This window comes from Streptomyces auratus, assembly GCF_050433025.1.
GTDB classification, from domain to species: Bacteria; Actinomycetota; Actinomycetes; order Streptomycetales; family Streptomycetaceae; genus Streptomyces; species Streptomyces sioyaensis.
The window spans coordinates 2125365-2139117 of sequence record NZ_JBNGCB010000003.1 but is presented as its reverse complement, the minus strand read 5'-3'; the positions used below and the strand labels follow the sequence as shown (position 1 = coordinate 2139117).

The following is a 13753-nucleotide window of genomic DNA, read 5'->3' as shown; positions in this document are numbered from 1 at the left end:
GGTGGTTCCTGACTCCCGTGTCGCAGAGGGGCGAGCCGCACGTAACGCAGCATCAAGAGGCTTGTTCCGCAGCATCAAGAGTCGCGTTCCGCACCGATCGACCACAGTGACGGACCGCCAGCGCAACCCTGTACGTCCTGCGGTATTTTTATGAATCGTCAGGACGTCGAAGGGTCAGTAGCCCACTTATGCAAGAGCAATTCGCCCCCACCGGCGGAACAGAACCGTCCGATACCGAGCTGGTCGCGCGTATCCGTGCGGCCGCCCGGACCGGCGGCCCCGCGGCGGCCGATCCACATGGGGCGGCAGTTCCGGACGGATCGGCCGAGGAAGCCCTCGACGAGTTCCACCGCCGGCACTACGCCGCCGTATTGGCCTACGCCCGCACCTGCTGTGGATCCTCCCAGGCCGCGGCGGATCTGGCGGCGGAAGCCATCGCCGGCGTCCTGCACTCCCCCGAACCGGGAGAGGGCGCCGATACGGACTGGCAGGGCAGCTTGCTGGCGGCGGTACGTCACGCAGCCGCCGCCTGGCACCAGGGCTCCCGAAGGACCGAGCTGCGCGATGACTTCGCGTCCTGGCTGGCCGGGCGGCATCCGGGGGAGGGATCCGGTCCGTCCGACACCGGGCAGGTGTCCTTCACCGGGCAGGTCTCCTTCACCGGACACATGCCCTTCACCGGCGACGAACCCGCCGACTCCGTGCGCCCCATGGGGGTGAACCCGTCCAACGGGCCGCGCAAGGCCCAGGGGTCCCGACTGGCGCCGGCGCGCATCGCCGTGCTCGCCGCCGCCGTGACCGTCGTGGCCGGGGTTGCCATATCCGTCGGCCCGCTGCTCGGCCCGACGCGCCACGAGGCCTCGGGCACCGGCCCAGGAAGGGTCGGCCTCTCTTCGGCTCCCACTCCCGACCCGTCGCCGACCGCGTCTCCCGGGAAGTCGGCGAGCGCCTCCCGCTCGGCGTCGGGCACACCGACCGCCGGCCACACCACGGCGTCGAAGCACCCGAGTTCCCGGCCCTCGAAGTCGGCCACCCGGTCGCCCTCCGCGCCCCGGGGCCCCGAGGACAAGCCGCCGCCCGCCCACACCACCGCGTTAAGCGCCCGACCGTGGAGCTCCAGCCAGAACGGCTGGGGGCCGGTGGGACTGAACCGCAGCATCGACGGACGTCCGCTCACCATCGCCGGGACCAGCTACGCCGAAGGCCTGGGGGCCCACGCCAACAGCGTGATCACCTACCACCTCGGCGGCAGCTGCTCCGCCCTCAACGTGGACGTGGGGATCGACGACGAGGTGGGCGCGAACGGCTCGGTGGTCTTCGAGATCTACCGGGACGGCACATTGGTCGCCGCCAGCGGGCTGATGACGGTCGGCCAACCCGCGAAGCACCTCACCGCGGACCTCACCGGCGGCACCGACCTGCGACTCGTGGTCACGGACGGCGGCAACGGGAACAACTCCGATCACGCCGACTGGGGTGGGCCGCTCATCACGTGCAGGTGAGCGGCGGGCTACAGCAGCCGGCCGCCCATCAGTTCAGCGACCGGATGCGCCAAACAAACCTCTCTCAGCCGCGATGGGGAAGCACACCTGTGAGCTGTCCGGGTAACTTTCGTAATTCTCGTAGCACATATGTCATGTGCTGAACGTGCCCTGCCCAGGTCCACTTGGCGGGATTGCCCGAACCACGACTTCCCGCCCCATACGCGCAATCGCGGAGCCACCGCTCCCCGGCGCTACACACCGGCCCGCGGAAGTCGGGCGCTTCGACGAGGTGTCGGGCGAGCGAACGAACCACCGCAGAATGACCCAGACCTTCGGTAGGCACCTTGACAAGGAGAAAGGTGCGCTCTGTTGTGTAGCGCAGAAAACCCCATGGCGGGCCGCCCCCACTGTCGGCGGGCTGATCCGCACCGCCGACATGATGCGCGCTGTAGTCTCCGTATGTCACGTGGAGTGGGTCCTCGGGTCGAGCATGCCGGACCATGTGCCAGGCATCCCAGTCGAAACGATGCGCTTCCTCCGGCAACGCGCGGAACGACTCGGGCAGGGTGCGCGGGAAGGCGCCCGCCATCATGGCTACAACGCGCCATGGGTGAAGCGGGCCGAACAATTCCAAGGCACGCAGGGCCCACTTGTCCGCCAGGTGGTGTTCGTCGGTGACGGCGCCCAGGTCCAGGAGCAGATCAAGAGCGATGGACGGCGTGGTTCCTATGCGGTCGAGCAGAGCCTGGACGGCGTCGGCATGCCGCTCGTCGGGGAGGCCGGGCAGCAAGACGCGTATACCCACACCGTTTCCGCTTGCCCGCGCCAGTTCCGCGCACGCGGTCGTCTGCCAATCGGCTCGTTCGACCCCAGTCACCAGCCGCAACGGGCTGTCGGCCATGAGCGCCCAAACTCCCTCGATGACGGGCCCCGGCTCCTCCTCCACGTGGAAGGCGTCCAGCCATGCAGGTACGGCTTGCTGGACTTTCCTGACCTCGATGACCTTGCCACGCAGCCACTCTGTGAGAGCAGCCGGATCGGGGTCGGCGGGAGCCGCAGGCCGGTGACCCAGCGAGCGCATCGGGCCGATTCGAGGCGCGATGGTCCACAGCGGTGACGTCCTCGCCCGCAACGAAGGCGCCAGAGACGCGTATGCCCCGAGTGCGTTCCGCTTCGTCGGTAGTACGGGTATATAGAGCGGCTCGACCATCGCGGCTCCCCCATCGACCCCGCTGAATCGCCCTTGGTCGAAGGATGGAGGGGGAAGCCCCGTGCCGAAAGAGCGCAATTCCGGCCAGCGTTCGCGTCCTCTCCGCATAAAAGGGCATCACACCCGCTGCCGCCCCGCCATCGCAGCGGTGTCTGGACACGGCAGTGTGGAACGTACCGGCCTACCTGGTCTGGGCCGACGGACATCTCAGAAGATCGGCTAGCCGCAGAACGCTGGCCCCGTGGGCCGAGTGTGAGGAAAGTGCCCTCACACCGCCTGCAGATCTGCTGAGATAGGATCTTCACGAACTTGGGCAGTGGGGTCACGGGGGCACATGGTGGGGCTGGAGTTCGGGCATCGTCTCGGGCTGCCCGGGGCGCTTTCCGGGCTACCGCTGTCCCCGCTCGTACCTCGCTATCAGGAACTGGTCGCGCACCAGCGCACTCTGGGGTTGCGACACATCGGTGAGGTGCTCCTCGCACGCGGCGGATGTCTGCGCGTGCTCGACGGGGTGTATGTGCGGCGGGCGCCGCGCGGCTGGCGGCGCGTCGACTCTGCGGAGCTACGGCAGTTGGAGGCGGGCCAACCCGGTGCGGAAGTCCTTCTGCGGCGGTTGGCGGAGCTGCACGATCGAAATCTGATGGCTTTGCGGCAGGTGCTGCTCTATCAGTTGATCGAGATCCTGCAGGACCACCCGCAGGGCGGGCGGACAGACTCGGTGGTCTCCCTGGGGATTGACCCCGGGGAGGCCAACGCGCTGGTCCAGGCGGCCCGCACGCGACTTCGTCTGGATCCTCGGCAGCGGAGGGCCGCCGAGGACATTGAGGATGCATGGGAGCGCGGGCGACTGCGCCGAGCCGCACGGCTGGCGGCTGAGCTGCCGCCGGACGGCGGCCGGGACCCGTACCTCATCCGTCGGTTGGCGGCCATCGCTGCCCGCATCCGCGAGACGGATGCTGCCCTCGATGGCGCGTACCAGTGCGCGCGCGAGGGTGAGGCGGAAGCCGCGGGAGACCACTTTCTGCGTGCCGCCCAGCTGGCAGGTGACTGTCCCCACGCGATACGCGGACTCATCCGTATGCACCGTCCTGCCAAGGGCACGCCCGGCACACTGCGCGTCGACCTTGCCGGCGATTCAGTGACGTTGGCCTGGCCCGGAGATACGGGCCCATTACCTTGGCGGATCATCAGGCTCACTCGCAGCACCGCGCAGCGTCGCACGTCCCTCGCCGAGATCGACCGACAGGCGGAGCAAGCGCCTCCGCAGGACCTTCAGCCTCCAGTCGGATCTCAGGTCCGCTACGCGGTCTTCCCGCTGTGCGACGGGGAGATCGCCGGCCCGCCGCTCGTGTCGAGGGCGCTGCTCATCGCACCGGAAGTGTCCGGGCTGCGCACCGCAGACGGCAGGGCACGCATCGAGGCCACCTGGACGCAGCCACCCGGAGCTGTCGGGGTGAGTGTGACCGTCACGGGACCTGACGGCCGTACGAGCCAGATCGACGCCCCGGACGGCGGCTTCACCGCGCCCGGTCTGCAGACCGGGCAGCACCGCCTACGCATCAGCTGCTGCTACCGCACCTCCGACGGTGACGAGGTCGAATCGCCCGGTGTCCGGGCCCGCGTCACCGTCCATCCCTGGCCGTCGCCGGTGCTCGACCTGACCGCCGAGCCCCAGGTCGGGGGCGTACGGTTCGCCTGGACCGGCGGCGAGGACGCAGAAGTGCGCCTCGTCGAATGGCCTGGCGAGGCACCGGCGCCGGGTACGGAGCTGCCGATCCCACCGCCGGAATTGCCTGCGCCGCTCCCCTGGAAACAGACATCTGCGGGCCTTGTACCACCGCCCGGCACCCTCGCCTGGGTCACCGCCGTCGCGGTCCTCGGCGAGCGTGCCGTCACCGGGCCCGGGCTCCTCGTCGAAGCGCCCGCCCCGGTCACCGCTCTCATGGTGGAGCGCACCGAGGGAAGTCTCGCCCGGGTCGTCTTCGAGTGGCCCGGGGACGCCGGCCAGGTGAACGTGGTGCGGGAGCAGGACGGGCGCCGTGACGAGTACCGGGTGACCCGCACCGTGTTCCTGCGGGAAGGTCTGCGCATCCCCGTCGGGCCGACCACCGCGCGCATCCGCGTGGCACCCGCCGCCCGCACGGTCGACGCGATCGTCGTTCCACCCGCCCGTGCCGAGAGCCTGCTTCCGGCGGACATCACCATCGCCTACCGCATTCTCCCGGCGACTCGCCGTCCCCTGCGGCGGAAGCCCACCACCGTCCGCGTCGCCTTGACGTCTCCGGCCGGTGAACCCGCCACGGATCTGCCGGAGTTCGTCCTCGTCGCCCGGAGCGGCGACGCCCGGTCCCCGGCCCGGCCACGCCACCCGGCCGACGGCACCACCGTGCTGCGGCTGAGGGGCGAGGAGTTGCATCGCGCCGGCACCGTCGAACGCGAGATCCCCATCGGTGACTGCCGGCCCCCGTACGCCCTGCGCGGCTTCCTCGTCGGCGGACGAGCCGCGTCCGTTTCCCTCGAAGAACCCTCTCCCGCGACCCTGGTGGTGCGCTGACCTTGACAACCGTGATCTGCCCCTACTGCTTCGATCGGGCCGCTGCCAAGCAGCTGCCGTACCGCTGCTTGATGAAGGCCGCCGGCGTGCACGGCGACAAGCCGTGTGAAGCCGAACGTGACGACATCTGGGCCGAGTTCATGGGCCCCAGCGTGTCACCGGCGCTCCGTCTGCGGGGCCCGGTCTTCGCGGCTCCGCGCGGACTCGCCGGACTGCGCGGCGGGGGATCCCGGGCGGCCTGCCCCGGATGTGGGGTGCCCACCCCGGTACGCGTCTGCCGCCGCTGTCACAACGACCTTCCCAGCGACTACTGCGACCAGGACAGCCGCATCATCGCGCTGGTCGGCGCCAAGGCTTCCGGTAAAAGCACCTTCGTTTCCGTGCTCGTCAATGAGCTGCGCAACCGGGTGGGGCGCGCCTACGGCGCCTCACTTCCCGCGATGGGCAGCGACACCCAGCGCCGCGACCGCGAGCTGGCGGAGGACCTGTACGACCGGCTGCGTCTGCCCGACGCCACCAGGCCTGCCGCCATGGGCTTCAACGATCCTTTGATGTACCGGCTGAGCCTGCCCCGGCGCGGGCCCCTGGGCGACGGCAGCCGACACACCGCGCTGGTGTTCTTCGACGCCGCGGGTGAGGACCTGAAGAGTGCCGAGGCAATGGATCGCTACACCAGCTATCTGGGTGCGGCCGACGGCATCATCCTCCTTGTCGACCCGCTCCAGCTGGGTTCCGTACGTGATCGGTTACCGCGCGGCGACGGCCCGCCGCTGCCCGCAGTCGAGACGCCTCCGCAGCAGATCGCCGCGGACCTCGCCGCCCAGCTGCGCGCCCACGGCCGCGGTGGATCGCGCGGTCGGGTCTCCACCCCCATCGCCGTCGCCGTCACCAAGAGCGACGCCCTGCGGCCCCTGCTCAGCCCGCATTCGCCCTTGCTGCGGAACGCATCGCACAGAGGAGGGGCGTTGGACGAGGAGGACCGGCTGGCTGTACACGAGGAGATGCGCTCACTGATGGACGGCTGGGATTCCGGTGCGCTGTACCGGCAACTCGAACGTGACTTCGCGAAGCTGTCGCTCTTCGGGCTCTCCGCGCTCGGGGCATCACCACCCGCAGACGCCCCCGCCGACGCCCCCAAGTCGGGACCACAGCCGCTGCGCGTGGAGGATCCGCTTCTCTGGCTGCTCGGAGAGCGTGGCCTCCTTCCCGTGCACAAGACCGGAAAGCACCCGCGGGGAGGATCCGGCGCATGAGCCTGGCGCAGTGCCACTACACATCGGCCCCACCGGGCCCGGACGGCTCCGGCTTCCGGTTCACCGCGGTCACCCCCGATATGCCTCAGTCGCTGCTCAGGGAAGCCGAGCAGCTCATCGGGTACGAACCGCCTCGTGATGCCCCGCCGCGTCCCACGGACGCCGAGCTCGCGGGGTTTCCCCAGGCGCTCAGCCACAGCCTGCTCTCCGATGGCAGCCGGCTTCTCTGCCGTACGGTCTACACAGGCGCCGATTACAGCGGCCGATGGGGAAACTTCCACGCCCACGCCGTGCATCTGCCCGCACACGGCGGACTGCCCGGCGGCGCGTTGCCCATCACCACATGGGACTCCCCGCAGTGGGCCGTACGCACGCCGGACGGCGACGTACCGACTCCGTTGGGAGCACTCACCCCCTCGGGGTTCTTCGACCGGGACGGCCTCATCGGATTCGCCGCCTCGCGCGCGCCGTGGCTCCCGGGCTTCTTCTCCGATCTGCGCCGGCTGAGCCAGGATCCGGCCTCGCCGCAGATCATCCTCGTCGAGCGGAACAGCGCGGACGTGGCCCGGTGGATCGCACTGGCCGGGGCGGTGCTGCCCCGTGAGCTCGCCCACCAGCTGACCTTCACGACCTACACGCGGCGACCGCAGCTTGCACGGCAGCAGCTCATCGGGGTGCTGCCGACGGACGGACAGGGCCTTGCCGGGTACGAGGACCGCTACCGCGTGCACGACTGCACCGGCCCCGGACCTACGGAGCCGGTGACCGACGCATGGGCCGAGACCGCGGCCCAGGTCTGGCTCGCCAAGGTCCCCGAGGTGTTCAAGGAGGCGGCATCCCTGCCAGGGGAGCATTTCACCGCGGGATCCCTCGCAGCCGTCGCACTGGGTGCCCAAGTCGCGCTGCCCTCGCGGGGCCGGGTGGCCGCCGCCGAGTGGTCGAGCGGTGGCGCGGACGCGCTGGGAGGCCAACGGTTGTGCCAGCTCATCGACGCGCTGACTGGGCCGGTGGCAGGCCGGACGCCGACCGAAACAGCCGCACTGACCTCGCTGTTCGCCGCGCTGAACGGTAAAGCGCCGATCACCACGACCGCGCCGCTGGCAGCCGTCGTCCTCACCGAGGCCGTTCGGAGGGCCCCCGAGGTCGAGCTACCGGAACTGCGGAGTCCAGAGCTGACCGACGACTTGCGGCAGCGCCTGAGCGCCGAGCTCCGCCCCGATCTGCGCGCGGGCATCGCGGATTCCGCACAGGACGTCGCACGACGGGTCGAGCTGCTCCGCATCGCCGACACCCTCGCGGTGGACTGCACGGATCTGCTGCCCGATGTCGCACGCCGGCTGTGCCGGGCACTGCTGGTCGATCCGGACACGGCATACACCCCCGCGGTACGCTCCGCGCTGCAGGAGCACTTCGACCTGCGGGCGGCGTTGCTCGCCAAGTGCAACGACGCCGCGGCGGGCGATCCGCCCTCCGCCAGCCGGTTGCTCACCCGAACCGGATTGTCCCTCGACGGAGTTCAGGCCCTGCCGCATCTGCGGATGTGCGCCGAGGCTCCCGCGGCAACAGCGACCGGCGGCGACCGCGTCACCGCTCTGCACAACGTACTGCGCGCCGGCGGGGTCTCCGCGTTCGCCGAGCCGCTCGCGCTGCGCACCGCCGTACGGTTGGTGTGGGACGACAGCACGCCGACCGCCGGCGAGGCGCGGTTGCTGCTCGCCGGGCTGGGTTCGGATGTCCACCGCGCGGCAGACACCTGGCGCGAGATCGCCAACGCCGCACTGGAGGCACCCGCCGACGACCCGGACGCCGCGCAGCTGGCGCCCGAACTGCTGCGCTGCTTCTCCGATGAGCTGGCACCACGCCAGCGCGCGGCCCTGCTGCTCCTGGAGTTCGCCCGGGACCTGCGCGAGGGACAGGCAGGCAGCGGGTGGGCCGACCGCGCACTGGCACTGCGGGCCGCCGCCGAATCACCGCAGCCCGCCGTACTGGAGCAGGCCTTCGGCGCGCTCGCCGGCCGCCTGCTGTCCCAGGAGAGGCCGGACGGAGAGCTCTCCGCACTGATCAACAGCGGCGACCGGGATCTGATCGCGGCGTATGGCCGGGCCGCTCAGGAAGACCGGGTACGCGACCGGCTGCGCGTCGTCCCGGAGTACGTGGCCGACTGCTTCGTCTCATGGACGTGCCACCCTCAGGCGGGCGAGGCCTGGCACGAAACGCGCACGGCGCTGCTCGACAAGGTGCTGCGTCCGATTGTGCGCGCACTGCCCGACGAGGACATCTCCTCCATCGAGCGCCACCTCGAACGAACCGGAGGCCGGTGGGCCGACGAGTTCCGCGCGTGGAACCGGCCGGGGGCCTTCGGCCGGCTCGGGCGGCGCTTCGGCGGGCGGGGGCAGCGAAGCCCGCTGCGAGGACCGCGCTGGGGTGACGTGGAACCACCGCGAAAGGACGGAAGCTCGTCGTGAGCCTCATCAATCTGACGACGTTCGCCCTGGCGATCACCGCTCTGGTGGCGGTCCCCGTCTGCCTCTATACGACCGTGCTGTTCCTCGGCCTTTCCCTGACCGCTGCCGGACGTACCCTCGGTCCGTGGCGGGCTGGGGCACTCGACCCCCGCCTTTCTGGTGCCGTCGCCAGCGAGCCGGCCCACCGGGCGTACTGGTCCGCGCAGATGTGGCTGGACGCCCGAGACGCGTCGGACGGCGCGAGGAAAACCATCTGGCGCCGGTTGACCTTGTTGTGGCTCCACCGGTACGCCAAGCGGCTGTTGCACGGTCGGCGACCCACCACCGGGCAACGGGGGGAGAACTGGTTCACCAGCACCGTGCTGCGTGCCACCGCGCCGGGAACAGCCTTGGGAGCGGCTTTAGGAGCTCTGCTCGCGGCGCTGATCACCTCCGTGGTCCTGCTCGCCTTCGGGCTGCTGCTCGGGGTGGTCTGGCTACTGGTCATGGCGACCGTGGCCGTCCTCCGCGGGGCGGAACGCCTGTGGCTGCTCGTCCGCGGTATCCGCATGAAGTGCCCCTACCCCGGCTGCTACCGGCCGTTCCCGCTGGCCGTCCACCGCTGCCCAAGCTGCGGGGTCGCCCACCGCGAACTTCGCCCCGGGCGGTATGGCGCACTGTGGCACATCTGTGTCTGCGGACAGCGGCTGGTCACCACCTCGCTCGCCGGCCGGGGCCAGCTGGCCACCCGCTGCCCGCACTGCGACCAGCAGCTCCCCGAGACGGTCGGCAGCACGCGCGTGGTGCATCTGCCGCTGGTCGGCGGCACGTCGTCCGGGAAGACGATGGTCATGGCGGCGATGGTCGCCGGGCTGTACGCCTGGTCCCGGCGGAGTGCGCTGACGGTGGAGTACGCCTCCACGGCGGACCGCAACGACGCCGGTGCACTCAATCAGCAACTGAACCAGACTGGTTGGGCCCTCAAGACGCAGGGAGGCGATCCCCGGGCCTTCATGCTCCGCATCGGACACGGCAGACGGCACCGGCTGCTGTATCTGTACGACCCCATGGGCGAATCGCTGCGGGACGCGGATGCCGTACGGCAGCAGCAGTACCTGGCCCATGCCGACGGTGTGGTCCTGGTCGCCGATGTCCTCGCCGATCCACAGGTCCGGCGTGCACTGCTCGGTGGTGACGCGGAGCGCGCATCCGCCGCCCGGCCCTCCGACCAGAGCCCCCTGGACACATACCAGCGGCTGACCGGAGAACTCGCGGCGCTCACCGGACGGCGGCGGCGTCTGCCCATGGCAACGGTGGTCACCAAACGGGATGTGCTGGACCAGATCGACGCCCTGCCGGTTCCGGGGGCCCGGGTCGACAGCTGGCTGGAAGTGATCGGTCTCGGCGCCCTCGTCCGAGGCGTGGGCCACGACTTCGGATCCGCCCGCTACTGGGCGGTGAGTGCGTATGCGGCCACGGGCACGGGGGCTCTCGAAAGCGAGCAGCGCCGGGCGGCGGAGCCGGTGCTCTGGATCCTGGCCCGCTCCGGGCTCCGTGTGGGGGCGCTCGTCGGGGAACCGCCCGAGCAGGGCGTCCCCCGACCGCGTAGCGAGGCGGTAGCCGATCGATCCATTAGCTGACACGTGCAGGACCACTACACGAGTCAACCGAGCGAGGAAAAGGGAGGCCGAGAGTCGCCATGCATGGTGTGACACCGCAGATCGCACGGGGGCGGCGGCTTGTGCTGGGCCTGTTCGTCACCGCCGTCGTGATCTCGACGGCCTCGGTGGCAGCGCTGGTTCAGTACCTATGGAAGGTGCTCGGCGGCTGATGCACAGGAGGCACCCGGTGCATCGGTCGGGCAAGAACGACGAAACGGAGGACATGTAAGTGAGTGACATCCCGGGCGGTCCGATGGCCAACCGACCAGTCCATTTCATCTGGCTGCTGGACTGCTCGTACTCCATGCAGGGCGAGCGCATCGGCCAGCTCAACTACGCGCTCCGGGAGGCGATCCCGGAGATGCGCTCGGTTGCGCACGACAATCCCGCCGCGCAGCTTCTGGTGCGCACCCTCACCTTCTCCACTACTGCCGAGTGGCATCACAAGGATCCGGTCCCGATCGACGACTTCACCTGGCAGGACGTCCAGGTCGACGGCACGACCAATCTGGGCGAGGCACTGCACCTGGTGGCACGTGAGCTCCAGACGCCGCCCATGCCGCAACGTGCGCTGAAGCCGGTGCTGGCGCTCGTCTCGGACGGGGTGCCCACCGACGACTGGAAGGCCGGCCTGAAGGCCATCGACGCCACTCCGTGGGGGAAGAAGGCGGTCCGGGTCGCGATCGCCATCGGCGCAGACGCCGACCGCAGCGTGCTGCGGGAATTCCTCGGCAACCCCGAGCTCCAGCCGCTGGACGCCAACAGCCCCAAGCAGCTGGCCGCCGCTATCCGCTGGGCCTCGACTGCCGCGGTCAAGGCCGCCTCACAACCGGTGGCGAGCTCCTCGGACCCATTGGTGAAACAGCCCGCGTACGCCCCGCCGGTGTTGGACGACGACGATGACGATGTGTGGTGAGCGAGCCGTACACGCCGCTCTGGGAAACGGTCGCCGAGAGCGTCCAGGGCGTCAACAAACAGCAGAACCAGGACTGGCACACGGCAGAGGGAACCGGAGGCTCGGCGTCGCCATTGATCCTCGCGGTCTCGGACGGGCACGGATCGGCGGCGCACGCTCGCAGTGACATCGGGGCCCGTTACGCGGTGGAGCTGTTCGCCGTGCACGCCAGGGAGTTCGCGTCCATGGCCGGGGCCGAGGGGCCCGACGGGGAGCGGCGTAGTCTCAGCTGGCTGATGAATTTCGCTCGCCACACCATGCCGCGTCGTCTCGTCGCCCACTGGCAGCAACGCGTACGGGAGCACTGGCAGCGCCAATACGAAGCGGAACCCGGCGGGACACCGGCCGAACCCAGCGAGGAGCAGAAGCTGGTGCTGTATGGCGCCACGCTGATCGGCGCCGTACTGACGCCTCAGCTCTTCGCCGCCTGGCAACTCGGCGACGGCGAACTGACAATCATCGAGCACCACGACGAAGTGATCCTGCCGCTCGCACCGGCGGAAGCGGACCTCGGGGACGACACGGAGTCGTTGTGCGGCCGCGAGGCGTGGCGCCTGATGCGGATGCACTGGGCACCGATCACGGACCCGGCCCGTATGCCGCGTCTCATCGCGCTGTCCACGGATGGCCTGTCCAAGAGCTTCGCCTCGGACGAGGGGTTCATCCAGTTCATGACCGGAATGGACCAGCGTCTCTGTGAGGCGGGTGCCGCGGGGGTACGAGCCGCCCTTCCGGAGTGGCTGACCAAGGCCGCGCAGCACTCCGGGGACGACACCACCTTGGTGGCAGGGCACCGGCTCCGCCACCCCGAAGCAGCGGAATCTACGGAGAGATCATGACCGGCATGCTCGACAGCGGCACCCTGCTCACCGCAGACGACGGCGAGGAGGTCCAGGTCACCGGGATGCTCGGGGCCGGTGGCCAGGGCGAGGTCTACCGGGTGAAGACCACGAGCGGCGACAGGGCACTCAAGTGGTACTACCCGACGTGCGCAACACCCGAGCAGGAGGCCATCGTCCAGGAGCTGGTGGCCCGGGACTTCGACGACGACCGCTTTCTGTGGCCGACGGCGTACGTCCGTGATCAACAGGGCGGGTTCGGCTATCTGATGGACATCCTGCCGGACCGTTTCAAGCGTCTCCCCGCGTTGTTCACCAGGCAATTGCGCACCACGCCCCGAGCACTGCTGACCGCCTGCCTCTACACGGTGGAGGCGTATCAGGCACTGCACTCCCGCGGCATCGCCTACCGCGACATCTCCTGGGGCAACATCCTCTTCGATCCGGCCACCGGCGAAGTCCTGGTGTGCGACAACGACAACGCCGTGGTGGAGGGGGACAGCAGCGGTATCTCCGGGACCATGAAATTCATGGCGCCCGAGCTGGTTCGCGGGGACACGGGTGCCAGGCCCGGCACACAGACCGATCTCCACTCCCTCTCGGTGCTGCTGTTCATGCTGCTCATGAACCACCATCCGCTTGAGGGCAGGCGTGAGCTGGCCATCCGCTGTCTCGACGAAGCAGCGGAGAAGAAGCTGTACGGCAAACAGCCGCTGTTCGTCTTCGATCCGGATGACGACGCGAACGCGCCCGACCCCCTTGAGCAGGGCACCGTTGTCGCCACATGGGCCGTGGCTCCGCGGGCGCTGCAGGATCTCTTCACGCACAACTTCACCGCCGGACTGCACGATCCCGCGGTGCGGGTGCGTGAATCGCAATGGCGGGATGTGCTGCGGGCCGTGCTCGACTCGGTCGTCGACTGCGCGCACTGCGCACGGCAGAACATGACCCAGCCCGGGGAGACCGCTGCCGGGACGTGCTGGTCCTGCGGCGCTACGCTGATCCTGCCGCCCCGGCTGATCGTCACCACGCCGCTGCCTCGGGCCGAGCACCACATCCGGCTTCACCGCACCGCGCGGGTGCACGCCCACCATCTGGTGCCGGAACCCACGCGGCATGATTACAGCGACGCGACTCTCGTGGCCGAGCTCACCGAACACCCCAAGAAACCGGGGAAATTCGGGCTCGCCAACCATTCGGACCGGGCGTGGACCGGGACCCGCTCGGACGGTACGACACAGCAGGTCTCGCCGGGGCAGAGCGTGCTCCTGCGCGCCGGCCTGGAACTCGATCTCGGGGGCGCACAGGCCGTCGTACGAGCGACGTGACGCGAACGGGGAGCCCCCAGGGGCT

General features: G+C 69.8%; 10 protein-coding genes. 9 read left to right on the top strand and 1 reads right to left on the bottom strand.

Annotated features, from left to right (window positions below):
* Positions 1-188 precede the first annotated feature (188 nt).
* The gene (locus BKA18_RS29035; protein ID WP_366045710.1) at positions 189-1502 is read left to right on the top strand and encodes an NPCBM/NEW2 domain-containing protein; all 1314 of its coding nucleotides are present in this window, start codon (positions 189-191) and stop codon (positions 1500-1502) included.
* A 64-nt stretch (positions 1503-1566) separates the two neighbouring features.
* Here the strand turns inward: BKA18_RS29035 and BKA18_RS29030 are convergent, their stop codons facing one another.
* Entirely contained in the window at positions 1567-2694 is a 1128-nt protein-coding gene (locus tag BKA18_RS29030; RefSeq protein ID WP_366045709.1) for a beta family protein, read from the bottom strand.
* A gap of 334 nt (positions 2695-3028) precedes the next feature.
* Between BKA18_RS29030 and BKA18_RS29025 the strand changes: the two genes are divergently transcribed.
* From BKA18_RS29025 to BKA18_RS28990, 8 genes are all read left to right on the top strand, one after another.
* Positions 3029-5248, top strand: coding sequence for a hypothetical protein (locus BKA18_RS29025; RefSeq protein WP_366045708.1), 2220 nt, complete (start codon positions 3029-3031; stop codon positions 5246-5248).
* An 11-nt stretch (positions 5249-5259) separates the two neighbouring features.
* On the top strand, positions 5260-6501 hold the full coding sequence (locus tag BKA18_RS29020) for a TRAFAC clade GTPase domain-containing protein (RefSeq protein WP_366045882.1): 1242 nt from the start codon (positions 5260-5262) through the stop codon (positions 6499-6501).
* A complete protein-coding gene (locus tag BKA18_RS29015) occupies positions 6498-8966 on the top strand; it encodes a GTPase-associated protein 1-related protein (RefSeq protein WP_366045707.1) in 2469 nt (822 codons plus the stop codon). The genes BKA18_RS29020 and BKA18_RS29015 overlap by 4 nt, the downstream gene beginning before the upstream one ends.
* Positions 8963-10585: a TRAFAC clade GTPase domain-containing protein gene (locus BKA18_RS29010; protein ID WP_366045706.1), complete on the top strand. Its 1623-nt coding sequence runs from the start codon at positions 8963-8965 to the stop codon at positions 10583-10585. The genes BKA18_RS29015 and BKA18_RS29010 overlap by 4 nt, the downstream gene beginning before the upstream one ends.
* A gap of 59 nt (positions 10586-10644) precedes the next feature.
* Positions 10645-10776, top strand: a complete 132-nt coding sequence (locus tag BKA18_RS29005; RefSeq protein WP_366045705.1) for a hypothetical protein — start codon at positions 10645-10647, stop codon at positions 10774-10776.
* Positions 10777-10859: 83 nt separating this feature from the next.
* Positions 10860-11522 carry a vWA domain-containing protein gene (locus tag BKA18_RS29000; protein ID WP_366045881.1) on the top strand — a complete coding sequence of 221 codons (663 nt, stop codon included), beginning with the start codon at positions 10860-10862 and terminating at the stop codon, positions 11520-11522.
* Positions 11519-12400, top strand: a complete 882-nt coding sequence (locus tag BKA18_RS28995) for a protein phosphatase 2C domain-containing protein (protein WP_366045704.1) — start codon at positions 11519-11521, stop codon at positions 12398-12400. Before BKA18_RS29000 ends, BKA18_RS28995 begins: the two co-directional genes overlap by 4 nt.
* Positions 12397-13728 (top strand): protein kinase domain-containing protein, encoded by a 1332-nt coding sequence (locus BKA18_RS28990; protein ID WP_366045703.1) that lies wholly within the window; start codon positions 12397-12399, stop codon positions 13726-13728. Before BKA18_RS28995 ends, BKA18_RS28990 begins: the two co-directional genes overlap by 4 nt.
* Positions 13729-13753 lie beyond the last annotated feature (25 nt).

Coding starts and splice junctions, on each gene's coding strand:
- BKA18_RS29035 (WP_366045710.1), top strand. CDS start 189: ATGCAAGAGCAATTCGCCCCCACCGGCGGAACAGAACCGTCCGATACC.
- BKA18_RS29030 (WP_366045709.1), bottom strand. CDS start 2,694: ATGGTCGAGCCGCTCTATATACCCGTACTACCGACGAAGCGGAACGCA.
- BKA18_RS29025 (WP_366045708.1), top strand. CDS start 3,029: ATGGTGGGGCTGGAGTTCGGGCATCGTCTCGGGCTGCCCGGGGCGCTT.
- BKA18_RS29015 (WP_366045707.1), top strand. CDS start 6,498: ATGAGCCTGGCGCAGTGCCACTACACATCGGCCCCACCGGGCCCGGAC.
- BKA18_RS29005 (WP_366045705.1), top strand. CDS start 10,645: ATGCATGGTGTGACACCGCAGATCGCACGGGGGCGGCGGCTTGTGCTG.
- BKA18_RS29000 (WP_366045881.1), top strand. CDS start 10,860: ATGGCCAACCGACCAGTCCATTTCATCTGGCTGCTGGACTGCTCGTAC.
- BKA18_RS28990 (WP_366045703.1), top strand. CDS start 12,397: ATGACCGGCATGCTCGACAGCGGCACCCTGCTCACCGCAGACGACGGC.